A 24,784-nucleotide genomic window follows, 5' to 3' on the forward strand; every position below is an offset into this window, starting at 1 on the left:
GCCCGCCCTGCGATGGCTCACTGGCATCCTTTATTTACCAGATATTTACACCTACCACTCCCTGGCGCATCCAGCTAAAATGTTTTCAGCCGCATCCGACGCCCCGGGAACACGAGTCAGTTTTCGGGGGAGGGTGAACAAAATTTATCAACAGGTTAGGTCTCAATGCGCATTTTACTGAGTAACGATGACGGTATCCATGCGCCAGGCATACAGACGCTGGCAAAAGCGCTGCGTGAGTTTGCTGAGGTGCAGGTTGTCGCGCCCGATCGTAATCGTAGTGGAGCGTCGAACTCGCTGACGCTGGAAACCCCTCTGCGTACCTTTAACTATCCTAACGGGGATATTGCGGTGCAGATGGGCACGCCGACTGACTGCGTCTACCTCGGGGTGAATACCCTGATGCGTCCTAAGCCGGATATCGTGGTGTCAGGAATTAATGCGGGCCCCAATCTGGGCGATGATGTGATTTATTCAGGCACGGTAGCCGCTGCGATGGAAGGACGTCATCTGGGCCTGCCTGCGCTGGCGGTCTCCCTTGACGGGCATGTGCATTACGACACCGCCGCTGCCGTCACCTGTTCAATCCTGAAAGCGTTACTGCGCGAGCCACTGCGCACCGGGCGTATTTTGAATATTAATGTGCCAGATTTGCCGCTCGATCAAATCAAAGGGATTCGCGTCACCCGTTGTGGCAGCCGCCATCCCAGCGATCAGGCCATCCCCCAGCAGGACCCGCGCGGTAATACGATGTACTGGATTGGGCCGCCGGGTGAAAAGCTTGATGCCGGCCCGGACACGGATTTTGCCGCTGTTGATGAGGGTTATGTCTCGGTGACCGCACTGCATGTTGACCTGACTGCTCATGCCGCGCAGGAGGTCGTCTCTTCCTGGTTAGCCAATGTTGAGGTCAATCGCGAATGGTGAGTGGGCGGATAGATACACTGTTGGCACAATTGCGGCAACAGGGTATTGATGATGAACGGCTGCTGAAAGCCATTGAAGATGTGCCGCGTGAACGCTTTGTTGATGAGGCTTTTGAACATAAAGCCTGGGAAAATACAGCGTTGCCGATAGGGTCAGGGCAGACGATTTCCCAGCCTTACATGGTCGCAAAAATGACGTCCCTGCTGGCCCTGACGCCGGAGTCACGCGTGCTGGAAATCGGCACGGGCTCCGGTTATCAGACCGCCATTCTGGCCAATCTGGTGGAACATGTTTTCTCCGTCGAGCGGATTAAAGGTTTGCAGTGGCAGGCCAAGCGCCGCCTGAAGCAGCTGGATCTGCATAATGTCTCTACCCGTCATGGTGATGGCTGGCTTGGCTGGCCGTCGCGTGGGCCGTTTGATGCAATTATTGTCACGGCAGCACCGCCCGAAATTCCTGAAGCATTGATGTCGCAGCTTGATGAGGGCGGTATCATGGTGTTGCCTGTGGGGGAAGAGCAGCAGGTTTTGCAGCGCATTCGCCGTAAAGGTGACGAATTTATCATCGATACCGTGGAGGCCGTCCGTTTTGTCCCACTGGTAAAAGGTGATCTTGCCTGATATCCGCAACAACCAGGATATTTCTATACAACTGTTTCATGGCACGCAGTCATTGATATTGCTAGTATCTGACTAAATTTGCGCATGCGGGCTTAATGCCGTCGGTCGTGCAGCTGTTATGTTGTTTATATTTTTTTCGTCAAAGCATTGCCGTAATGGGGGATTGAATGAGCACGGGAAGCCCAGTATTTAAGTTACGCCGTCTTGCGGCCGTTTCATTGGTAGGATTTTGGCTGGCAGGTTGTACCAGCAGCGATAACGCGCAGGCCCCCATCAGCTCTGTTGGCGGAAATGACTCCGGCATGATGAGCAGCAATTCTGGCAACCCGGGCATGAACAGCAGCTCCGGTGGCAGCAACGGCGGGTTTATCCGCCCGGCTCGCCCTCCGGCGTCGGGTGGGGGAATGATTTCCTCCTCTTCTGCCAGCGCGAGCCAGAATCAGAATGTGGTTACCGAAAACGGTCGAATTGTGTACAACCGTAGTTATGGGAATATTCCTAAAGGTAGTTATGGCGGCGATACCTACACCGTAAAACGGGGTGATACGCTGTTCTATATTGCCTGGATTACCGGTAACGATTTCCGTGATCTTGCCCAGCGCAATAACGTTGCCGCGCCTTATGGGCTCAACGTTGGCCAGCAATTACAGGTAGCTAACGGCTCTGGTACCCCAATCACTGGGGGCAACGCAGTCACGGCAGCAGATGCGAATGCGGGTGGCGTGACCACGGCCTCTTCCGGTTCACAAATGAACACCGGAACGGTTGCACACCAACCGGTAATTACGTATTCTGAGGATTCAGGTACACCAAGTGAAGGCAAAATGTTGCCTTCGTCCGGGAAAACTGCTGCAACGACAACAGTTCCGGTTACCGCCCCGACCGTCAGTAGTACAACAGACAGCGCTACCCCTGTGGGAAGCTGGCGTTGGCCGACAGACGGTAAGATAATCGATAACTTCTCTGCTTCCGAAGGGGGCAATAAAGGCATCGATATCGCGGGTTCGCGCGGTCAGTCCGTCATCTCCACCGCCTCTGGCCGTGTGGTTTATGCCGGTAACGCTCTGCGTGGCTACGGTAATTTGATTATCATCAAACATAATGATGACTACCTGAGTGCGTATGCCCACAACGATTCCATGCTGGTCCGTGAACAACAAGAAGTGAAAGCGGGTCAGAAGATCGCCACAATGGGTAGTACCGGCACGAGTTCGGTTAGATTGCACTTTGAAATTCGTTACAAGGGGAAATCCGTAAATCCGTTGCGCTATTTACCGCAACGTTAATCCGGCAGAACCTTGGTGTTCTGCCCTGAGATCACGGGTAGGAGCCGCTTATGAGCCAGAATACGCTGAAAGTTAACGAGTTAAATGAAGACGCGGAATTCGACGAAAACGGAGCTGAGGTTTTTGACGAGAAGGCACTTGTCGGAAATGAACCTGGTGATAACGACTTAGCAGAAGAAGAGCTGTTATCACAGGGCGCAACCCAGCGCGTACTGGATGCAACGCAGCTCTACTTAGGAGAGATTGGTTATTCTCCGTTGCTTACGGCAGAGGAAGAAGTGTTCTTCGCTCGTCGTGCACTCCGTGGTGACATTCCTTCTCGTCGTCGCATGATCGAAAGTAACCTGCGTCTGGTGGTGAAGATCGCCCGTCGCTACAGCAATCGTGGTCTGGCACTGCTGGACTTGATTGAAGAAGGTAACCTCGGTCTGATCCGCGCCGTAGAGAAGTTTGACCCGGAAAGAGGCTTCCGCTTCTCAACGTATGCCACATGGTGGATTCGTCAGACGATTGAACGGGCGATAATGAATCAAACCCGTACTATCCGCCTGCCGATTCATATCGTGAAAGAATTGAATGTTTATCTGCGTACCGCGCGTGAACTTTCCCATAAGCTCGACCATGAGCCCAGTGCGGAAGAGATTGCCGAGAAGTTAGATAAACCTGTTGATGATGTCAGCCGGATGCTGCGTCTCAACGAACGCATTACCTCAGTTGATACGCCTCTGGGCGGTGATTCTGAAAAAGCGCTGCTGGACATCCTGGCCGATGAGAAAGAGAACGGCCCGGAAGACACCACGCAGGACGATGATATGAAACAAAGCATCGTTAAATGGTTGTTCGAACTGAACGCCAAGCAGCGTGAAGTGCTGGCACGTCGTTTCGGCCTGTTGGGCTATGAAGCGGCAACACTGGAAGATGTGGGTCGTGAAATTGGGTTGACCCGCGAGCGTGTACGCCAGATTCAGGTTGAAGGTTTACGCCGCCTGCGTGAGATCCTGCAGGCTCAGGGGCTGAACATTGAAGCCCTGTTTCGTGAATAATTAAGCGGGACAGGTTGCGCAACCGCCTGATGAATAAAGTAATGTGAGAAACGGTGACTTCGGTCACCGTTTTTTTTTGCCTGCAGGTTATCTCACACCTCTCCGCATTGAAGTGCCCAGACGGCGGCCTCGACGCGGGATTTCATATTCAGTTTTTTCAACAGATGTTTGACATGCACCTTCACAGTACTTTCACTGATCCCCAGTCTGCGGGCAATCAGCTTATTACTCATGCCCTGGGCGATTAACCGGAGAACATCGCGCTCGCGTGTGGTGAAGTCCGGTTTTTCGGCCAGTGGTGGGGCGCGTTGCTGGCGAAGACTGGCGGCCAGCAAAGAGGGCAGGGTATGACTCAATACCAGCTCCCCGGCAGCAGCCCGATGCAGGCACTCCAACAGGCTTTCAGGCTCCATATCTTTCAACAGGTAGCCATCAGCCCCACGTTTCAATGCATTGATCACATCATCTTCATAATCTGACACGCTGAAAACCACAATGTGACCGCAGGCATCAATAGCCCGCAGCTGTTCCAGTGTGTCCAGACCATTCATGCCGGGCATATTCAGATCGAGCAGGATCAAATCCGCTTCAAGCTGTTCTGCCAGCGCCACACCATCTGCCCCGTTACTGGCTTCCCCTACTACGCACAGACGTGAATCGAGACCGATAAGTTGCTTAAGCCCGTTACGGATCATCGGATGATCGTCGATCAATAATACACTGGCGGGTTTGTTGGAGAGCAATTGCGTAAGCTGGGTTGTCATCCTGTCTTCCTGCTGGTGGCCGATTCGCGGAATGCTATCTCTTCAGATGAAGTGGCAGCGGAGGATTGTCACCGATTGGCCCTTCTATTCCCATACCTATTTTGTGGTAATACTAAATATCTGTATTTTGGTGGTTCAGCAAATAAAACAATATAATGATATTAACTAACTGATTATATTCATCTTAATATCCTACCCCCTCCACATTAACCGACATACTCCCTCTGCATGGGCATGTTCTCACCTGCAACCTGATTGATACACGTCAATTTAAACAATGCCTGAGATGCCCAGGATAGGCTGATAAATACACAGTCAGTGAGAAAATTATGTCGAAAATTAACGCATCGCCAGGGACGGAAAATCGTGCGCTTATTCAGGACTGGCAGCCTGAGAACGTCGTTTTCTGGCAACAAACTGGTAAACGGATTGCCAGCCGCAATTTGTGGATTTCTGTGTTCTGCCTGTTACTCGCCTTCTGCGTCTGGATGCTGTTTAGCACCGTTGCAGTCAATCTCAATAAAGTCGGTTTCAACTTCACTACCGATCAACTGTTCCTGCTGACCGCGCTGCCGTCGGTTTCCGGTGCGCTGCTGCGAGTCCCCTATTCGTTTGTGGTCCCGGTATTTGGTGGCCGTCGCTGGACGGCGTTCAGCACTGCTCTAATGCTGGTGCCCTGCATCTGGCTGGGTTTTGCCGTGCAAAACCCAGCCACGCCCTTTGCCGTATTTGTGGTGATCTCTCTGCTGTGCGGTTTTGCCGGGGCTAACTTCGCTTCCAGCATGGGCAACATCAGCTTCTTCTTCCCGAAGGCCCGTCAGGGTGCCGCGCTGGGCATTAATGGCGGGTTAGGTAACCTGGGTGTCAGCGTGATGCAGTTGTTTGCGCCCATCGCTATCTCGGTAGCCTTGTTTAGCTGGTTTAGCGGCCCGTCTTCTCATGCAGAAAATGGGCTGTGGTTAGAAAATGCGGCCTGGATGTGGGTGCCGTTCTTGCTCATCGCCACGTTCGCCGCCTGGTTTGGTATGAACGATCTGGCTGCGGCGAAAAGTTCTCTGCGCCAGCAACTGCCCGTGCTGAAACGCGGGCATCTGTGGATTCTGTCGCTGTTGTACCTTGCAACGTTCGGATCGTTTATCGGTTTCTCTGCCGGTTTTGCCATGCTGTCCAAAACACAATTCCCCGATGTGGTCATCATGCATTACGCCTTCTTTGGTCCCTTTATTGGGGCACTGGCACGCTCTGCGGGTGGCATCGTCTCCGATCGCCTTGGTGGCGTGCGCGTATCGCTGTTCACCTTCATTCTGATGGCGGTATTTACCGCACTGCTGTTCCTGACGCTTCCGGGTGAAGGCCAGTCAGGTTCATTTATCGCCTTTTATGGCGTGTTTATGGTGCTGTTCTTCGCGGCGGGCCTGGGGAGTGGTTCCACCTTCCAGATGATTGCCGTCATCTTCCGCAAAATCACCATTGATCGGGTTAAGGCAGCAGGCGGAAGCGATGAAGCCGCCCAGCACGAAGCCGTTACCGATACCAGTGCCGCACTCGGTTTTATCTCGGCAATTGGCGCACTGGGTGGGTTCTTTATCCCGCAAACTTTCGGAATGTCACTGTCACTCAGCGGTTCACCCGCCGGAGCGATGAAGGTGTTCCTGGTGTTTTATCTGATCTGTATCGCGATTACCTGGCTGGTTTACGGCCGTAAAAAAACGAAATAAACGCGAGCATCCTTTTAGTGTTTTTGGAGCATGTCGAATGAGCAAGTTTCTTGATCGGTTACGTTATTTTAAACAGTTGGGTGAGCCGTTCTCCGGCCAGCACGGGCAAACACTGAACACCAACCGTGACTGGGAGGATGGTTACCGCAGCCGCTGGCAGCATGACAAAATCGTCCGCTCTACTCACGGTGTGAACTGCACCGGTTCGTGCAGCTGGAAGATCTATGTCAAAAATGGTCTGGTGACCTGGGAAACCCAGCAAACGGACTACCCGCGTACCCGACCCGACCTGCCTAACCACGAGCCGCGCGGTTGTCCGCGTGGTGCCAGTTACTCCTGGTATCTGTACAGCGCCAACCGCCTGAAATACCCGCTGGTGCGCAAACGCCTGGTCAGTCTTTGGCGCGCGGCAAAAGCGCAGCACAGTGACCCGGTCCTCGCCTGGCAGTCGATTGTGGAAAATACGGAGCAGGCAAAAAGCTATAAAGAGGCTCGTGGGCGCGGCGGTTTTGTTCGTGCCGACTGGCAAGAAGTGAATGAACTGATTGCCGCCGCCAATATCTATACGGCTAAAGCGTTCGGGCCTGACCGTATTATCGGGTTCTCGCCTATTCCGGCGATGTCGATGGTGTCCTATGCGGCCGGTTCACGCTATCTCTCACTGATTGGCGGCATCTGTCTGAGCTTTTATGACTGGTACTGCGACCTGCCACCCGCATCACCCATGACGTGGGGTGAGCAGACCGATGTTCCCGAGTCGGCTGACTGGTATAACTCTGCGTATATTCTTGCCTGGGGCAGTAACGTGCCGCAGACGCGAACCCCGGATGCACACTTCTTTACCGAAGTCCGCTATAAAGGCACCAAAACCGTTGCGATCACCCCGGACTACGCCGAAATTGCCAAGCTGTGCGATCACTGGTTGAGCCCGAAGCAGGGTACTGACAGCGCGCTGGCGCTGGCGTTCGGTCATGTGATCCTGACCGAGTTCCACCAGCAGCGTGAGGTGGAGTATTTTCGCAACTATGTGCGCCAGTACAGCGATATGCCGATGCTGGTGCTGCTGGAGGAGCGCGAAGGCGGCTTTTACGCAGCCGGACGTATGCTGCGCGCCAGCGATCTGGTGGACGGGTTGGGGCAGGAGAATAACCCGCAGTGGAAAACCATCGCCATTAACCAGAAAAACGGTGAACTGGTGGCCCCGCAGGGGTCAATTGGTTTCCGCTGGGGTGAGAAAGGCAAATGGAACCTTGAGCAGCGTGAAGGTAAAAACCAGCAGGAAGTGGAGCTGCAACTGAGCCTGCTGGGCCAGTATGACGAGCTGGTCGATGTCGGCTTCCCTTACTTTGGTGCAATAGATAACCCGAATTTCAACCGCGTGCAGTTGGATGAAATTCTGCTGCACAGGCTGCCGGTAAAACGGCTGCAACTGGCCGATGGATCGAGTGCCCTTGTCACCAGCGTGTATGATCTGACGCTGGCAAACTACGGCGTAGATCGCGGGCTGGATGATGCTAACTGTGCCGCCAGCTATGACGAAGTGAAAGCATATTCCCCGGCCTGGGCAGAACAGATCACTGGCGTATCCCGCCAGAATATTGTGCGTATAGCGCGTGAATTTGCAGAAACCGCCGAAAAAACCCGTGGACGTTCGATGATTATCGTCGGTGCCGGCCTGAACCACTGGTATCACATGGACATGAACTACCGGGGTTTGATCAATATGCTGGTGTTCTGTGGCTGCGTGGGGCAGAGCGGCGGCGGTTGGGCGCACTATGTTGGTCAGGAGAAGCTCCGTCCGCAAACGGGCTGGTTGCCGCTGGCCTTCGGCCTTGACTGGCAGCGTCCACCGCGCCAGATGAACGGCACCTCATTCTTCTACAACCACTCCAGCCAGTGGCGCTATGAAACATTGCGCACTGATGAGTTGCTGTCACCGCTGGCCGATAAATCGCGCTACGGCGGCAGCCTGATTGACTTTAACGTGCGTTCCGAACGCATGGGCTGGCTGCCTTCCGCCCCGCAATTAAATACCAATCCGCTGCACCTTGCTGCGCAGGCACAGGCTGCAGGTAAAACACCGCTGGATTTCACCGTCGACGGTTTGAAAGAGGGTAGCCTGCGCTTTGCCGCTGAACAGCCGGATAATGAGCAGAACTTCCCGCGTAACCTGTTTGTCTGGCGATCCAACCTGCTGGGGTCATCCGGTAAGGGGCATGAATACCTGCTGAAATATCTGCTGGGGACGGAAAATGGTATTCAGGGGAGCGACCTGGGTGCGCAGGGGGCTGTCAAACCGCAGGAGGTTGAGTGGCAGGATAATCCGGGCACAGGAAAACTCGATCTGGTGGTGACCCTCGATTTCCGTATGTCCAGCACCTGCCTCTATTCCGATATTGTTCTGCCAACCGCCACCTGGTATGAAAAAGACGATATGAATACTTCGGATATGCATCCGTTTATTCATCCCCTGTCGGCGGCGGTCGATCCGGCCTGGGAATCCCGCAGTGACTGGGAGATCTACAAAGGCATTGCCAAAACTTTCTCTGAACTTTGCATCGGTCATCTGGGTAAAGAAACCGATGTGGTGCTCCAACCGATTCAGCATGACTCGGCTGCGGAACTGGCGCAGCCGTTGGGGGTACAGGACTGGCACCGCGGCGAGTGCGATCTGATTCCTGGGAAAACCGCACCCCATATTGTCACCGTCGAGCGCGACTATCCGGCGACCTGGGAACGCTTTACCTCGCTGGGCCCGCTGCTGGATACGCTGGGCAATGGCGGTAAAGGCATCAGCTGGAATACCCAGACGGAAGTCGATTTCCTGAAAAAACTCAACTACGTCAAGGCAGAAGGCCCGGCAGCCGGCCGTCCGAACATCAACAGCGCGATTGATGCTGCCGAGGTCATCCTGTCGCTGGCACCGGAAACCAATGGTCAGGTCGCGGTAAAAGCCTGGCAGGCACTGGGCGAGTTTACCGGACGCGATCACACCCATCTGGCGCTGAATAAAGAAGATGAAAAGATCCGCTTCCGCGATATTCAGGCGCAGCCGCGCAAAATTATCTCCAGCCCGACCTGGTCAGGCCTGGAAGATGAACACGTCTCTTATAACGCAGGCTATACCAACGTCCATGAACTGATCCCGTGGCGTACCCTAAGTGGCCGCCAGCAGCTGTATCAGGATCATCAGTGGATGCGTGACTTTGGTGAAAGCCTGCTGGTCTATCGTCCGCCGATTGATACCCGCACGGTGCAGCCGCTGCTGAACAAAAAGCCGAACGGTAACCCGGAAAGAGCGCTGAACTTCCTGACGCCGCACCAGAAATGGGGCATTCACTCCACGTACAGCGACAACCTGTTGATGCTGACGCTGTCTCGCGGCGGGCCGATTGTCTGGATGAGTGAGGAGGATGCGCAGGCGCTGGGGATCGTCGATAACGACTGGATCGAGGCATTTAACGCCAACGGTGCACTGACCGCCCGTGCGGTTGTCAGCCAGCGCGTCCCGGCGGGCATGACCATGATGTATCACGCTCAGGAACGCATCGTGAATATTCCCGGGTCGGAGATCACCAGCCAGCGCGGTGGTATCCATAACTCCGTCACGCGCGTGTGCCCTAAACCGACTCATATGATTGGCGGCTATGCGCAACTGGCTTACAGCTTTAACTATTACGGCACCGTCGGTTCCAACCGGGATGAGTTCGTGATCGTGAGAAAAATGAATCAGATTAACTGGTTAGATGGTGAAGGCAACGATGATTGCCAGGGTAGTCAGCAGGAGGCAGGCCAATGAAAATTCGTTCTCAGGTCGGGATGGTGCTCAATCTCGACAAATGTATTGGCTGTCACACCTGTTCGGTGACCTGTAAAAACGTCTGGACCAGCCGTGAAGGTATGGAATATGCCTGGTTCAATAACGTTGAAAGCAAACCGGGTGTGGGCTTCCCTCATGCCTGGGAAGATCAGGAAAAATGGAAGGGGGGATGGATCCGTAAGATCAACGGCAGGCTGGTGCCACGTATGGGGAACCGTGTGGGCGTGCTGTCGAAAATCTTTGCCAACCCCGATGTCCCCGGGCTGGATGATTACTACGAGCCGTTCGACTTTGATTATCAGCATCTGCACAACGCCCCTGCCGGGAAACATCAGCCGATTGCCCGCCCGCGATCGCTGATCACCGGCAAACGCATGAAGAAGATCGAAAATGGCCCGAACTGGGAGGAGATCCTCGGCGGCGAATTTTCAAAACGCTCACAGGATAAAAACTTCGACAACATGCAGAAGGAGATGTACGGACAGTTCGAAAACACCTTCATGATGTATCTGCCACGATTGTGTGAGCACTGTCTGAATCCGACCTGTGTGGCAACCTGTCCGAGTGGAGCGATCTATAAGCGTGAGGAAGATGGCATCGTGCTGATCGACCAGGATAAGTGTCGCGGCTGGCGCATGTGCATTACCGGCTGCCCTTACAAAAAGATCTACTTCAACTGGAAAAGTGGCAAGTCGGAAAAATGCATTTTCTGCTATCCGCGTATCGAATCCGGCCAGCCGACCGTGTGCTCGGAAACCTGCGTCGGCCGTATTCGCTATCTCGGTGTGCTGCTGTATGACGCTGACCGTATTGAGCAGGCTGCTGCGGTAGAGAACGAAAAAGATCTCTACCAAAGTCAGCTGGATGTGTTCCTCGATCCCCACGATCCGGCAGTGATTGCTCAGGCGCTGAAAGATGGCGTTCCCCAAAATGTCATCGATGCGGCGCAACAGTCCCCGGTCTACAAAATGGCGATGGACTGGAAGCTGGCGCTGCCGCTGCATCCTGAATATCGCACGTTACCGATGGTGTGGTACGTCCCGCCGCTGTCACCGATTCAGTCGGTATCGGATGCCGGAATGCTGGCGCACAGCGGTGTACTGCCGGACGTGGAGAGCCTGCGTATTCCGGTGCAGTACCTCGCTAATCTGCTGACGGCCGGAGACACTGCACCGGTACTGCAGGCACTCAATCGCCTGATGGCGATGCGTCACTACAAGCGCGCAGAAACCGTTGACGGCGTTCATGATGTCCGTGCGCTGGAGCAGGTGGGTCTGACGGAAGCACAGGCGCAGGAAATGTATCGCTATCTGGCGATTGCCAACTACGAAGACCGCTTTGTCATCCCGAGCAGTCATCGCGAAATGGCGCGTGAGGCGTTCCCGGAAAGCAAAGGTTGCGGTTTTAGTTTTGGTGATGGCTGCCACGGCAGTGACGTTAAATTTAACCTGTTTAACAGCCGCCGTATTGATGCGATCGATGTATCGAAGAAAACCCCTTATGACGCGGAGAACAAATCATGATCGCTCTGCGTATTATTGCCCGTTTGCTTGATTACCCACAGCAGGACTTTCTCGACCACCAGGATGAGGTGCTTGCCGCCCTGGCACAGGCTGAAGAACTGGATGCTGAGCAGCAGAAGTTGTTGGTCAGTCTGATCCAGAAATCAGCCTCCCGGCCACTGCTGGACAGGCAGGCAGAGTACTGCGAGCTGTTTGATCGTGGCCGGGCGACATCGCCGCTGCTGTTTGAACATGTGCACGGCGAATCGCGCGATCGCGGCCAGGCAATGGTGGATCTGTTGGCGCAATACCGTGCTGATGGACTGGAGCTGAATGCGAAAGAGTTACCGGACTTTTTACCGCTGTACCTGGAATATCTGGCGCAAGGAGATCGGGCTCGCATCCGGCGAGGCCTTCAGGATGTCGCGCCGATTCTGGCGCTGCTGGCGGCAAGACTGGGGGAGCGACAGAGTGATTTTGCGCCGCTGTTTTCCCTACTGCTGGCGCTGTCTGGCAGCAGTGCGAACCCTGCATTGCTCCAGGAGCAGGTGGCTCAGGAAGCGCGCGATGATACGCCCGCTGCGCTGGATGCCGTATGGGAAGAGGAGCAGGTGGCGTTTATCGCTCAGATGAATCCGGGCGGTAGTGGCTGCGAACCTGCGCAGCAACCGCGTTCTTCTGCGGCAGTGATGCCACAGTATCTCGATATTTCAGCGTCAAGCCAGACGGCGAGAGGAGAGTAAATCATGGCATTTTTAAATCAGTTCTTCTTTGATATTTATCCTTATCTCGCCGGGACCGTATTTCTGGTGGGTAGCTGGCTGCGTTACGACTACGGGCAATACAGCTGGCGCGCAGGCTCCAGCCAGATGTTAAGTAAGAAAGGAATGAGGCTGGCATCGAACCTGTTTCACGTGGGGATTATCGGGATCCTGCTGGGGCATTTCGTGGGCCTGCTGACCCCACACTGGGTCTACGAGCCTTTTCTGTCCGCGGCGCATAAACAGTTGCTGGCGATGATTGCGGGCGGGATTTTTGGTGCGATGACGCTGATTGGCGGGGGATTGTTGCTTAAACGCCGTCTGACCGATGCGCGGGTCCGTGCCACCAGTAGTGCTGCTGATATTATGATTATGACGCTGCTGGTGCTGCAGGCGTTGCTGGGGCTGACCACCATTCACTTCTCGGCTCAGCATATGGACGGCAGCGAGATGCTGAAGCTGACAAGCTGGGCGCAGAGTATCGTGACGTTCCAGGGCGGGGCATCACACCATCTTGATGGTGTGGCGGTAATTTTCCGTCTGCATATGGTACTGGGAATGACGCTGTTCTTACTGTTCCCGTTCTGCCGTCTGGTGCATATCTGGAGTGCGCCAGTTGAATACCTTACGCGCCGCTACCAACTGGTGCGTAACCGTCGCTGATGATCTCAGTGCAATTCACCATCCGAGGGCCAGGCATGCCTGGCCCCTACGATATACCTTTGATATTGGCGTAGGGGCGGGCCATGTCCGCTCCTACGATATACCTTTGATATTGGCGTAGGGGCGGGCCATGACCCGCTACAACGATATACCTTTGATATTGGCGTAGGGGCGGGCCATGTCCGCTCCTACGATATACCTTTGATATTAGCGTAGGGGCGGGTCATGACCCGCCCTGGCTGTGTTACACCAGAGACTTCAACCGATAGATCCACTCCAGCGCCTGGCGCGGTGAGAGTGAATCCGGGTCCAGCGCTTCAAGGGCTTCTAATGCCGGTGAAGTCTCCTCCACCAGCAACGGAAGCTGCGATCCGTCGGCTTTCGTCGCTGCCGCGCTGCCTGATAACGCTTCCAGCTCTTTCAGCTTCTGGCGCGCACGTTTAATCACCTCTTTTGGCACACCGGCCAGTGCAGCGACGGCGAGCCCGTAGCTTTTACTGGCTGCTCCCTCCTGCACGCTGTGCATAAAGGCGATGGTATCGCCATGTTCCACGGCATCCAGATGCACGTTCGCCACGCCTTCAATCTGTTCCGGCAGTGTGGTCAGTTCGAAATAGTGAGTGGCAAACAACGTCATCGCCTTGATGCGGCTGGCCAGACTTTCGGCACAGGCCCAGGCCAGTGACAGACCATCATAGGTTGAGGTTCCGCGCCCAATCTCATCCATCAATACCAGGCTGAATTCGGTGGCGTTATGCAGGATATTGGCGGTTTCCGTCATCTCGACCATAAAGGTTGAACGGCCTGAAGCCAGATCGTCGGCTGCACCGACGCGGGTAAATATACGGTCCACCGGGCCAATCACGGCCTGGGTTGCAGGCACAAAGCTGCCGATGTATGCCATCAGGGTGATCAGCGCGGCCTGACGCATATAGGTACTTTTACCGCCCATGTTAGGCCCGGTTACCACCAGCATGCGACGCTGAGGAGAGAGCGACAGTGGGTTGGCGATAAACGGCTCTTTCAGGACCTGTTCCACCACCGGATGACGGCCGCCAGTCAGTTTAATCCCCGGTTTATCAGTCAGAGTCGGGCAGCTGTAGTTCAACGTCCAGGCGCGTTCTGCCAGGTTACTTAACACATCCAGTTCGGCCAGCGCAGCCGCACTGTCCTGCAGGGCTTCCAGATGCGGCAGCAGCATATCGAGCAGCTGGTCGTATAACGCTTTCTCCAGCGACAGCGCCTTCCCTTTGGAGGTCAGCACCTTATCTTCATATTCTTTCAGCTCAGGAATAATGTAGCGTTCGGCATTTTTCAGCGTCTGACGGCGTACATAGTGGATAGGTACCAGATGACTCTGTCCGCGACTGACCTGGATGTAATAGCCGTGAACGCCATTAAAGCCGACCTTCAGCGTATCCAGCCCCAGTTTTTCGCGTTCGCGGATCTCCAGACGATCCAGATAGTCGGTCGCACCGTCTGCCAGCGCACGCCATTCGTCCAGTTCGTCATTGTAGCCGGGGGCAATCACACCGCCATCGCGCACCAGCACAGGCGGTGCCTCAATAATGGCGCGTTCCAGCAGCTCGCGCAGTTCGGTAAATTCACCCATTTGACCACGCAGGGTTTGCAGGTGCGCAATCTCGGTATTTTCCAACTCGCGGTTCAGTAAAGGTAATTGCTGGAAAGCGTGGCGCATACGCGCCAGGTCGCGTGGACGTGCCGTGCGCAGTGCCAGACGTGCCAGAATTCGCTCGAGATCGCCGACCTGACGCAGCAATGGCGTCAGGCCCTCATGGCGATCCTGCAACGCACTGATGCTCTGCTGGCGTTGGCTAATGATCTGGGTATCGCGCACCGGCATATGCAGCCAGCGTTTCAGCATACGGCTGCCCATCGGCGTCACGGTTTTATCCAACACCGAGGCGAGGGTGTTCTCAATGCCCCCCGAGAGGTTCTGAGTGATCTCCAGATTACGGCGGGTGGCGGCATCCATAATAATGCCATCCTGCTGGCGCTCCATCGTCAACGCGCGGATATGCGGCAGCGAGGTGCGCTGAGTATCTTTGACGTACTGCAACAGGCAGCCCGCGGCGCGCAGGGCATGATACGCCTGTTCGACGCCAAAGCCGCTGAGATCGCGGGTGGCGAACTGCAGATTCAGCTGCTGGCGCGCGGTGTCCAGCTCATATTCCCACAGCGGACGACGGCGCAGGCCACGACGGTTTTCAATCAACGCCATCGCGGCGAAGTCTTCCGGGTACAGCAGCTCTGCCGGGTTGGTACGTTGCAGTTCGGCTGCCATGGTTTCAAGATCGGTTGGTTCAGCCAGGCGGAAACGGCCGGAGCTGATATCGAGTGTGGCATAACCAAAGCCGCGCTGGCTTTGCCAGATCGCCGCGAGCAGGTTGTCCTGACGTTCATTCAGCAGGGCTTCGTCGCTGATGGTGCCAGGGGTGACAATGCGCACCACTTTACGCTCAACCGGACCTTTGCTTAATGCCGGATCACCGATCTGTTCGCAAATCGCCACCGATTCGCCCAGCTGTACCAGCTTCGCCAGGTAGTTTTCCAGTGAATGATAAGGCACGCCCGCCATCGGGATCGGTTCACCGGCCGAGGCACCGCGTTTGGTCAGGGAGATTTCCAGCAGCTGAGAGGCGCGTTTTGCATCGTCATAGAACAGTTCGTAGAAGTCGCCCATACGATAGAACAGCAGAATCTCCGGATGGTCAGCCTTGAGGCGAAGATACTGCTGCATCATTGGGGTGTGTGAACCTAAATTCACGTTGTCATTCAGTGACATAATTAATTTATTCCATTGAATTTAAAGTAAATTGTGATTTTTGTTATTCTCATTAGATATCACGTTGTCTCATAAAAAATCACCAAATCCCACTTGTAAGTGTAGGTCAAAGTGTAGGTTGTTATGTAGGTTATGGTATAATTGCACTCAATAAACGCACAACCTACACTTGGAAAGAAAAGCTGGGTTACAGCCTCAATAAATCAAGTGGTTAGCCATAAAATGGATCTTATATGACGGATAAACCAGCAGGCAAACCTTTGTCATCCAAAGCGGTTGAAATGATGAAGCCTGGGGACAAAAACAAGGCTGATACGGGTGAGAACCGAGGCTTGCGTGTGACTTGCGGAGCTTCTGGTATCAAGACCTTTTTCTACCGCTATACTAGCCCAGTGACCAATAAGCTGTCACAGGTAAAAATTGGAAGCTTCCCACAAACCTCGCTCGCAATGGCCCGCATGAAGTTGCAAGAACTCAAACTAATCAGAAGTGAAGGGCGCTGTCCGGCGTCTGAGCTGAAAGATGAGAAGCAACGGTTACTAGAAGAGAGTCAAAAACCGAAAGCGGCAGTGCTGACGGTTGAAGGGGTTGTTGAGCTGTACCTGACTGAACGGATAGAAGACCGTAAAAGTACTGATGGAAAAATCATTCCAGGAGCGCGTAAAAAGAAAGGGCAAAAGGAAGTACGTCGTACTCTGGAGAATGATGCGGTTGCCAAACTAGGTACGCGCGTTGCAGCAGAAATCACCCGTAAAGATATCGTCAAACTGGTTAATGGAGTGATTGAACGTGGTGCCAAAGTTCAGGCAGGAAATCTGTTGCGTGAACTATCCTCTGCCTATGAATTTGCAATTGGCTTAGGGCGCTTCGATGACAATTTTGCTAACCCGGCACTGTTAGCTAAATCCAGTTTACGCCAGACCAATATCAAACTGACCTGTGAACGTGGCACTCGAATACTGAGTGAGAAAGAATTAGCTAAATTCCTCCACTGGCTTCCCGGCTCAGCTTATACGCCAACGATTAAAAACGTGCTGCGGTTGACACTCTGGACAGGATGCCGAACAGGTGAAGTCTGCAACATGGCCTGGGATGATGTTGATCTTGAAAAGGGCACCATTCATCTGCGGGAAACCAAATCAGGGGTTGAACGCTACGTTCAGTTATCGGATCAGGCGATCGACTTTCTTAAAATTCTGCGCCTCACCTCCGATAAATACCTATTCCCTTCACAGGCCACGAAGAAGCCGATCCAGCAGAAGTACCTAACTGAAAACTCATGGCGTTTACGTGAAAGCGGTCAAATGCTTGATATACTTCATTGGACGCCGCACGATCTGCGTCGTACTGTGCGAACAGGGCTGTCGCGTTTGCAATGCCCGAATGAAGTTGCAGAGGCCGTATTGGGGCATATACGCGGTGGTGTTGAGGGGATTTATAATCTGTATAAATATGATGCTGAGTGTCGGAAGTGGTTGCAGGTTTGGGCTGATTATTTGGATAGCTTGCTTGCTGCTAAACACGACATTACCCATTAACTCAGAGTTGTATTGCCTCAGACTTAATCTGATATCGTTACTACTCTGGGTACAATCAGTTCCGACAGTCAGCTCTGAATCGCCACGGGTTTAACAGACACCTCGGAGTCATTTAAGATGACTTAAAGAGAGGTGCCCATGAGCGGTAAGCGTTATCCCGAAGAGTTTAAAATTGAAGCAGTCAAACAGGTTGTTGATCGCGGTCATTCTGTTTCCAGCGTTGCAATACGTCTCGATATCACCACCCACAGCCATTACGCCTGGATAAAGAAGTACGGCCCGGACTCATCCACTCATAAAGAACAGTCAGATGCTCAGGCCGAGATCCGCCGTCTCCAGAAAGAGCTGAAGCGGGTTACCGACGAACGGGACATATTAAAAAAAGCCGCTGTAGATTCAATCTGTCAACGCAACACCCCTTTCAATTATCTCTTTCGGTGTTTTGAACTTCAGTGTCTTTCTCGGTCTGTTGTTTAGCTGAGCTGCAACCTGATCCAGCTCATGTTGAGTATATTGGGCAAGGCATGTCTTTTTGGGAAGGTACTGTCGAATTAGCCCATTAGTGTTCTCGTTTGTTCCCCGCTGCCAGGGACTCTGAGGATCGCAGAAGTAAACTTTAACTCCGGTTCTGCCAGTAAATTCCAGATGCCTGGCCAGCTCCATTCCTCTGTCCCATGTCAGTGATTGCCGGAGTTCAGACGGCAAGCTCAGAAATTTTTCGGTAAGAGCCTGATTCACTGAGAAAGAATCTTTGCCCCTAAGTCTAAGGATGATCGTATAACGTGATTTTCGGTCTACAAGTGTGGCTATATGCGAGTTTTTTGTGCCTGATACTAAATCGCCTTCCCAGTGCCCCAGAGAGCGTCTGTTATCGATATGTCGGGAGCGTTCGTGAATTGGTGTTCCGTTCACTATGTTAATCGTACCTCTTTCACCTTTGCGGGTATGGCGTCTGCCATGGCGAAGGCTATGCGACCGGCGCAGATGCTGTACATTCAGGTGGTGTAGCGCTTCGCGGCTACGAAAATAGAGCGTTTTATAAATTGTATCAGGTGATATTCGCAGTGTTTTTTTGACGCGGTTTCGTTCGCCTTAACCATCCTGATATTTGCTCTGGAGACCACTTCATCTCCAGCTTTTCCAGAACAAGCTCTCACAACGGTAAATTCTGATCCAGCAAGCACGGTTTTGGTCTTTTCGCAATCCTGCTGGCCCGGTTATTAGCATCAACAGCTTTGTAATAGCGCCTGCCTCGATTACGCTGAACTTCACGTGAGATCGTCGAAGGACTACGATTCAGCGCAGTAGCTATCGCACGAATGCTCATTTTGGCTGACAAACCGGCTCGTATTTCCTCGCGCTCTGACAGTGTCAGGTGAGCTACAGCCCGCTTGCGCTCATTAGGTTTTATGCCGCCAGTATCTCTTAACATAGTGAAGATCGTTCCTGGTTTCGAACCCAGAATATTAGCTATTTTACTGAAGCCTGTTCCGTTCTTCCACAGTTAAAAACAGATGCTTTTTCCTTTGCTGTAAATGTCCGTCTCATTCAAAAACCCTCCGCAACCCCATGTTTTCACATGACTGTTGCGTTGACCAATTGAATCTACAGCGGCGTACTTCGCAAAGCTGTCCGACTGAGGTACGCCTTTATCCGTGACAACGCCCGTTGCTGGCCTGTTCGCCTGCTCTGTCGGGTGCTGGATGTTCATCCCAGTGGCTTTTACGCCTGGCTTCAGCAGCCGCATTCACAGCGCCATCAGACAGACCTGAGACTGACAGGACAGATTAAACAGTTCTGGCTGGAATCGGGATGCGTCTATGGTTATCGCAAGATCCATCTGGATCTGCGGGACAGCGGGCAACAGTGCGGAGTCAACAGAGTCTGGCGGCTGATGAAACGTGTCGGGATAAAGGCTCAGGTCGGATACCGGAGCCCGCGGGCACGTAAAGGCGAGGTCAGTATCGTATCGCCCAACAGGCTCCAGCGACAGTTCAATCCGGATGCTCCGGATGAGCGTTGGGTAACCGACATAACCTATATCAGGACCCACGAAGGCTGGCTGTATCTTGCCGTGGTTGTTAATCTGTTCTCACGCAAAATTATCGGCTGGTCCATGCAATCGCGGATGACAAAGGATATTGTCCTGAACGCACTGCTGATGGCTGTATGGAGGCGTAATCCCCAAAAACAGGTGTTGGTTCATTCGGATCAGGGCAGTCAGTACACCAGCCATGAGTGGCAGTCGTTCCTGAAATCACACGGCCTGGAGGGCAGCATGAGCCGCCGCGGTAACTGCCACGATAATGCGGTTGCAGAAAGCTTTTTCCAGTTGTTGAAACGCGAACGGATAAAGAAAAAGATCTACGGAACGCGGGAAGAAGCCCGCAGCGATATTTTTGATTACATCGAAATGTTTTATAACAGTAAGCGTCGGCATGGTTCTAGCGATCAGATGTCACCGACAGAATATGAAAACCAGTATTATCAACGGCTCGGAAGTGTCTAGATTATCCGTGGCGATTCAATTTAGGCTGGAGGCAAAGCTGATGATTAGATATCTCATTTAACTTATGTTGTGTTTGAATCTAGTTCATAAGAAGAATTTTAAATATCTCATTGTTTTTAATGGATATTTATAATGAAAAGATTAACTGATTTACAAAGAGATTCATGAACCAACTAACAATACGCATTTTATAATGCATTTTCTGACAACTTGCTCTAACTCAGTTCATAAATCATGCCCCATCGCAATCGCATAACCAAATATATTAAACTTTAAGGGTTATCTGATTGCCTTCTTGGAAAGTTTAAGGATATTTGGTAATATTTCGACACATTAATGCTTAATCAGGACTGATGTTTCTGATGACGGTAGCGTTGTCAAAGCTGGCTAGGTTTACCTAATGGATATTGTATCGGTCGGGTAAGATCCATCCTGGTCGAGGGGCGTGAGGCGAGCATCAATGGCATGTAGGTGCAGTTTGTAAGGATTTATGCATAGCGATCTTCTGCTTAGAGCAAATTCGGCAGGCACGTATGCCCTTACGGATATGGTTTAGTCGGCGAACATGAAGGACCTACTAAACAGCTAAAACAAATTATTTGTACGATAACTGTATGGAGCTAGTATGCCTAACCTTGCTGAATTGTTTGTTGATAGTGATAAACACTATATTTATATACTTCCCGTAGTCGGCCTAACCATCCCAGAGGCTTACAGTTTTGGTGATGTTTCGATACATCCAGCAAATACGTTAGACCTTAATGATATATTTCAAAATACATTTGATATGTTTGAGGAAAGATCCAAAAAAAAGCACGTTCTTTTATCCGCTATTCTTTCCAGTACAACGATCGTTGTCCGTGATGATGCATATGCCGAAATATTATTTAACGAAGGGTCGAATACTGAAATATTGCGTAAAGCTATTCGAAAAGCAAGGCCAATTGTGGATTTTATTCGTCTGAATTACGGCTCTATACTTGATAAAAAACTGATGACAGGAAGGGTGGGGCAGCTTGAGAGTGGAGACACCGTAGCATTAGTCACCGATGAATATGGAGGGCTGCCGAGAATTGCTTCAGCAGATATTTACGGCAATGTATTGAATGTTCCTCATGGAATTGAGCTCTTATCTGCCTCTGTTCTTGATCAGCTTTCGATTTACAAATCAGATATCAATGATACCGGGAACATCGTATTACACGCGATGCGTTTATATTCTGCGGCGCTGGAAAGTTCTGGCCCGACGGAAAAATTCGTTGAATTCATGCGTATTTTTGAGTTTATAGCTTTCCCGGATAATTACGAGAAATTTCAGAGAGTTAGGGCTAAAATCACTCAGCATTTGGCCCGCAACAGTTACGATGAAACTCGATTGGAAGCGGAGTTCCGTTCATATACGGGGGGGAACGCGAACGATGGGTTGCGAACAAAAATCATACACATGGGAATGCAATTAGACGATTTGCTCAATGCAGAGGAAATTAATTCATTATTGAGTCGATTACAGCTTTATGCCACTTGCTGTATTAACGATCTGTTGCGGCTTTATAATATGCCTTGGCAAGCCGTAGAGACGTTTCGCGATAATAATATGCAGGCGGCCAGAGCTAATAAAAATAATGAACCCCTCCATTTGCCATCTCGTTCAGTTGTCTTTATTGACCTTGACTTTTTGTTGGAAGAACTTGCTGATACGTACGATTTTTATGAGGGTCTATACCCTGCTAAAACGTTGAGAGAACCGGCTATCGAGGATATCATCCTGACTTGCTATTCCAATTTACGCATTGATAACCCGGATACATTGCACGATTTTATTATCTACACCGCATATAATGTACTGGATATAGCACCTGATACGGAGCTGGGTTTTGACGTAGGAACAAAACGTTTCATGGGGACCGTAAAGGTGTGCAGCGACACGCAAGAGATGTATGCCGAAATTAATGCCGATGCACAGCAAGCCTTTATGTATCTCAGTGAGAGTGGGCCACCACAAAATCAGATTGGTTTTGTGATGAATGACAACGTCCTTAATCAGCAAGTTTCAGTACTGATTATGTCAGAACGTCGTACAGTTAACTTCATCAAAAATCAGAATCATAGTCATAAATTGTTGACGAATTTCGTAACAGCTTCACAAGTCTTGGGAATGCTAATTGGGGTGTCAGCCAGTGAATTGTGAGGAACTAGGGAGTGTATGACCATTGTTGCCAAACGATTAAAGATAAACAAACCGGATAGGATCTAATGAAAAATGTCTGGCAATTGAGGTTGATACTTCATTGCCTAACACTCTGCCGTAAGCACGCCATCTTCTACACATGGCGTAAAAAGTTTGGCTGTATGGAAGTTAAGCGTCTGAAGACCCTCGAAGAAGATAACATCCGTCTGAAGAAGCTGCTTGCTGAAACAATGCTGGACAAGGAGGCGCTTCAGCTGGATCAGTGGACATTTGAATAAGGCATAGAACTGAGGCTTAATCATCCGGGTAAGCCGACACAGAACGGATTTATTGAGAGCTTTAACGGGCGCTTTCGTGATGAATGTCTTAATGAGCACTGGTTCAGTGATATCATTCTCGCCAGACCAATCATTAATGACTGGCGGCAGAACTATAACGAATACAGGCCCCATTCAGCACCGACTTATCAGACGCCATCAGAATTTGCAGCAGGCTGGCGAAACGAGAAATTTGAAGGTAAACAAACCGATGTTACTAACTGAGGGGGTATCTAATGTTGGGAGCAGGTCAATAGTGTCAACTAATGTCTATGATTTTATGCGAACCATCTCGCTTGGGGTAACAGATCTATCCTCAATAAACTCTCCGAAGATACTCTAGATGTTTCAAATAGGCAAAGCATCAGCAGAAATACTGCGAGGTTATGCAATGTTTCTGAACGCACTGTTATAGGTGTATTAAAAATGCAAACTACAAATTAATAATTAATGTATGGGTTTTAAATGAAAAAATTTGAAAAAAGTATATACGGCGCCATTTGTTATTTTGTGAAAAAATCCCCTTCATTTTTCAATGAAAATTTAAAAGAATCCAGCAAAGCGTATTATTACTGGATAGATAAATTGAATGAAGAGAACAAAGATTTAGAAAAAAATGCCATTAACAAATATAGTCTCTTAGATCCGTCAATTGAATGGCATTTTACTTCAGTTAATAATCTATGTGCTTTAACATTTGAACAAGTAAAAAAAATAATCAAATGGAAAAATGATAGTGATCTTTGGAGTTCCAGCAATAATGAAATTTTTGTTGAAAAAACCATATATTTAGGTGAGGTTTTCTTTAATACCGAAATCGAAAACCTTCATTCTTCCAAAAATATCAAGGCCCCAAGTGAATTTATTACCCATTGTTTTTTAACACTTAAATTATCAAAAGATGGTTTTTTTTATTTGTTAGTAAACTGGTATCTGAAGCCTCAAGTTAAGATTTTATTTCAGAATGTTGATGTTGATCATATCCCGCTACAGAAAATGAAATATAAAACATGTAACCCTTTTAAATTCAATTTTTCTGCTGCTACGATAGAAAATAGGGAAAGTTTAAGTAAGGAGTTAATTTTAGATAATATTAATACACTTTATGATGAAATACATAATTTGGAATTACGATTATTTGACAGATTAGGTGTTGATGCCCCGAGTAGTGGGTGCTACTCCTTGTCTGCATATAATTCTATAAATAAAAATTATTTCAATAAAAAAAATTACAGTAAACATTATCTAGTCCAAAAATACGCTGATAATAATATATTGTACCAAGGTGAAGATAATAGTAAGTATTGCACTGTCACTAATAAGATACTTTTGAACTGTAAAATACCTCACATTTCTGTAATTTCTCTCGATCCAGAATTAGGTATTAATTATTCTAAAATAGAAAATTTTGATGTAGATAATATAAATATTTTCCTTTATGTTATTTTGATATCGAATTTTTTTGATAAGTCAAATGATAAGTATAATGAATATGTTAATTCTAATCACATAAAACCAACTGAAAGATACGAGTACATATATGATTATTATCTAGAGCTTATTGATTTGATACATAGAACTAAAAATATTAATTTTGAATCAAAATATTCACTTGGTAATCACACAAAAGTGTTTGAAAAGGCAAATTATTTAACGTCAAAAATGATTGAAAAGTACACGGCCATAGAAAAAGAAATATTATTGAAGAAGAATGTTTGTAGTGAGAAAGTGTCAAACTCAAATTTAATTTATCAAAAAAGAATGGCTGCACTAGTTGTAGCTTTAGCTGTTGTTCAAATAATAATTGCACTATTAGGATTAAAGTAAACCTTTTGCTTTATAGATAATTCTCTTTTGTCACTATAAAGGGTTTGAAGCCCCGGTAATCCCCCCTAAAAATCGGTGTGTTCATAAGTAGAATTTTCCACTAACCTGATTTCAGGGGGATTCCTATGAAAAAATCACGTTTTACTGACAGTCAGAACATTGCCATTCTTAAACAAGCTGAAGCTGGAACACCGGTCCCTGAACTTTGCCGTGAGCACGGCATCAGCAGCGCCAGTTTTTATAAGTGGCGTTCAAAGTTCGGCGTAATGGACGCCGCCCTCATGTCCCGGCTGAAAGAACTGGAAGAGGAAAACCGTCGCCTCAAAAAGATGTATGCCGAAGAGCGACTGAAGTCTGAAATCATTCAGGAAGCGATGGCAAAAAAGTGGTGAAGCCGTCATGTAAGTATCCCGGCAAAACGGCCCATTCACTTTTAGAGATCTTCCGACATACTGATTATGTCACCTGTGGAGATAGCTATGCGTAAGATCCGAT

General features: G+C 50.3%; 14 protein-coding genes and 5 pseudogenes. 16 read left to right on the plus strand and 3 right to left on the minus strand.

The genetic code is table 11. The features are described from left to right. Positions 1–165 precede the first annotated feature (165 nt). The 4 genes from surE (at position 166) to rpoS (ending at position 3,876) form a co-directional block, all read left to right on the plus strand. Positions 166–927 carry a 5'/3'-nucleotidase SurE gene (gene surE, locus HHI26_RS20145; protein ID WP_133846016.1) on the plus strand — a complete coding sequence of 254 codons (762 nt, stop codon included), beginning with the start codon at positions 166–168 and terminating at the stop codon, positions 925–927. Continuing rightward, a complete protein-coding gene (locus tag HHI26_RS20150) occupies positions 921–1,547 on the plus strand; it encodes a protein-L-isoaspartate(D-aspartate) O-methyltransferase (protein WP_133846015.1) in 627 nt (208 codons plus the stop codon). Before surE ends, HHI26_RS20150 begins: the two co-directional genes overlap by 7 nt. A 167-nt stretch (positions 1,548–1,714) precedes the next feature. Then, positions 1,715–2,833, plus strand: coding sequence for a murein hydrolase activator NlpD (nlpD, locus tag HHI26_RS20155; protein ID WP_133846014.1), 1,119 nt, complete (start codon positions 1,715–1,717; stop codon positions 2,831–2,833). Positions 2,834–2,883: 50 nt separating this feature from the next. After that, entirely contained in the window at positions 2,884–3,876 is a 993-nt protein-coding gene (rpoS, locus tag HHI26_RS20160) for an RNA polymerase sigma factor RpoS (RefSeq protein ID WP_133846013.1), read from the plus strand. 92 nt (positions 3,877–3,968) lie between these two features. On the opposite strand, the gene narL is transcribed toward rpoS, so the two are convergent. Beyond that, on the minus strand, positions 3,969–4,640 hold the full coding sequence (gene narL / locus HHI26_RS20165) for a two-component system response regulator NarL (protein ID WP_133846012.1): 672 nt from the start codon (positions 4,638–4,640) through the stop codon (positions 3,969–3,971). Positions 4,641–4,969: 329 nt separating this feature from the next. On the opposite strand from narL, the gene HHI26_RS20170 reads away from it, so the two are divergent. The 5 genes from HHI26_RS20170 to narI are packed head-to-tail and all read left to right on the plus strand — an operon-like array spanning position 4,970 to position 13,104. Beyond that, positions 4,970–6,358: a NarK family nitrate/nitrite MFS transporter gene (locus tag HHI26_RS20170; RefSeq protein WP_133846011.1), complete on the plus strand. Its 1,389-nt coding sequence runs from the start codon at positions 4,970–4,972 to the stop codon at positions 6,356–6,358. Between the two features lie 37 nt (positions 6,359–6,395). Further along, the gene (locus HHI26_RS20175) at positions 6,396–10,157 is read left to right on the plus strand and encodes a nitrate reductase subunit alpha (protein WP_171149568.1); all 3,762 of its coding nucleotides are present in this window, start codon (positions 6,396–6,398) and stop codon (positions 10,155–10,157) included. Next, the gene (narH, locus tag HHI26_RS20180) at positions 10,154–11,701 is read left to right on the plus strand and encodes a nitrate reductase subunit beta (RefSeq protein WP_171149569.1); all 1,548 of its coding nucleotides are present in this window, start codon (positions 10,154–10,156) and stop codon (positions 11,699–11,701) included. The genes HHI26_RS20175 and narH overlap by 4 nt, the downstream gene beginning before the upstream one ends. Beyond that, positions 11,698–12,423: a nitrate reductase molybdenum cofactor assembly chaperone gene (gene narJ / locus HHI26_RS20185; protein ID WP_171149570.1), complete on the plus strand. Its 726-nt coding sequence runs from the start codon at positions 11,698–11,700 to the stop codon at positions 12,421–12,423. Before narH ends, narJ begins: the two co-directional genes overlap by 4 nt. A 3-nt stretch (positions 12,424–12,426) precedes the next feature. Further along, the gene (gene narI, locus HHI26_RS20190) at positions 12,427–13,104 is read left to right on the plus strand and encodes a respiratory nitrate reductase subunit gamma (protein ID WP_133846007.1); all 678 of its coding nucleotides are present in this window, start codon (positions 12,427–12,429) and stop codon (positions 13,102–13,104) included. A 244-nt stretch (positions 13,105–13,348) separates the two neighbouring features. Here the strand turns inward: narI and mutS are convergent, their stop codons facing one another. Further along, positions 13,349–15,910, minus strand: coding sequence for a DNA mismatch repair protein MutS (mutS, locus tag HHI26_RS20195; protein ID WP_171149571.1), 2,562 nt, complete (start codon positions 15,908–15,910; stop codon positions 13,349–13,351). A 233-nt stretch (positions 15,911–16,143) separates the two neighbouring features. On the opposite strand from mutS, the gene HHI26_RS20200 reads away from it, so the two are divergent. Together HHI26_RS20200 and HHI26_RS20205 are read left to right on the plus strand one after the other, a co-directional pair. Then, the gene (locus HHI26_RS20200; RefSeq protein ID WP_171149572.1) at positions 16,144–17,448 is read left to right on the plus strand and encodes a site-specific integrase; all 1,305 of its coding nucleotides are present in this window, start codon (positions 16,144–16,146) and stop codon (positions 17,446–17,448) included. Between the two features lie 138 nt (positions 17,449–17,586). Further along, a pseudogene (locus tag HHI26_RS20205) lies at positions 17,587–17,835 on the plus strand (transposase); the annotation flags it as partial. Positions 17,836–17,844: 9 nt separating this feature from the next. Here HHI26_RS20205 and HHI26_RS20210 read toward each other — a convergent pair. Then, positions 17,845–18,996 (minus strand): annotated as a pseudogene (locus tag HHI26_RS20210) (IS30 family transposase). A 67-nt stretch (positions 18,997–19,063) separates the two neighbouring features. Here HHI26_RS20210 and HHI26_RS20215 point away from each other — a divergent pair. From HHI26_RS20215 to HHI26_RS20235, 5 genes and pseudogenes are all read left to right on the plus strand, one after another. Continuing rightward, positions 19,064–19,957 (plus strand): annotated as a pseudogene (locus HHI26_RS20215) (IS3 family transposase); the annotation flags it as partial. 625 nt (positions 19,958–20,582) lie between these two features. Beyond that, entirely contained in the window at positions 20,583–22,145 is a 1,563-nt protein-coding gene (locus tag HHI26_RS20220) for a hypothetical protein (RefSeq protein ID WP_171149573.1), read from the plus strand. 110 nt (positions 22,146–22,255) lie between these two features. Then, positions 22,256–22,687: pseudogene (locus HHI26_RS20225) on the plus strand (integrase core domain-containing protein); the annotation flags it as partial. Positions 22,688–22,927: 240 nt separating this feature from the next. Next, on the plus strand, positions 22,928–24,289 hold the full coding sequence (locus tag HHI26_RS20230) for a hypothetical protein (RefSeq protein WP_171149574.1): 1,362 nt from the start codon (positions 22,928–22,930) through the stop codon (positions 24,287–24,289). Between the two features lie 125 nt (positions 24,290–24,414). After that, positions 24,415–24,675: pseudogene (locus tag HHI26_RS20235) on the plus strand (transposase); the annotation flags it as partial. Positions 24,676–24,784: the final 109 nt, after the last annotated feature.

The sequence above is a fragment of the Erwinia sp. JH02 genome (assembly GCF_013074405.1).
Lineage (GTDB): Bacteria > Pseudomonadota > Gammaproteobacteria > Enterobacterales > Enterobacteriaceae > Erwinia > Erwinia rhapontici.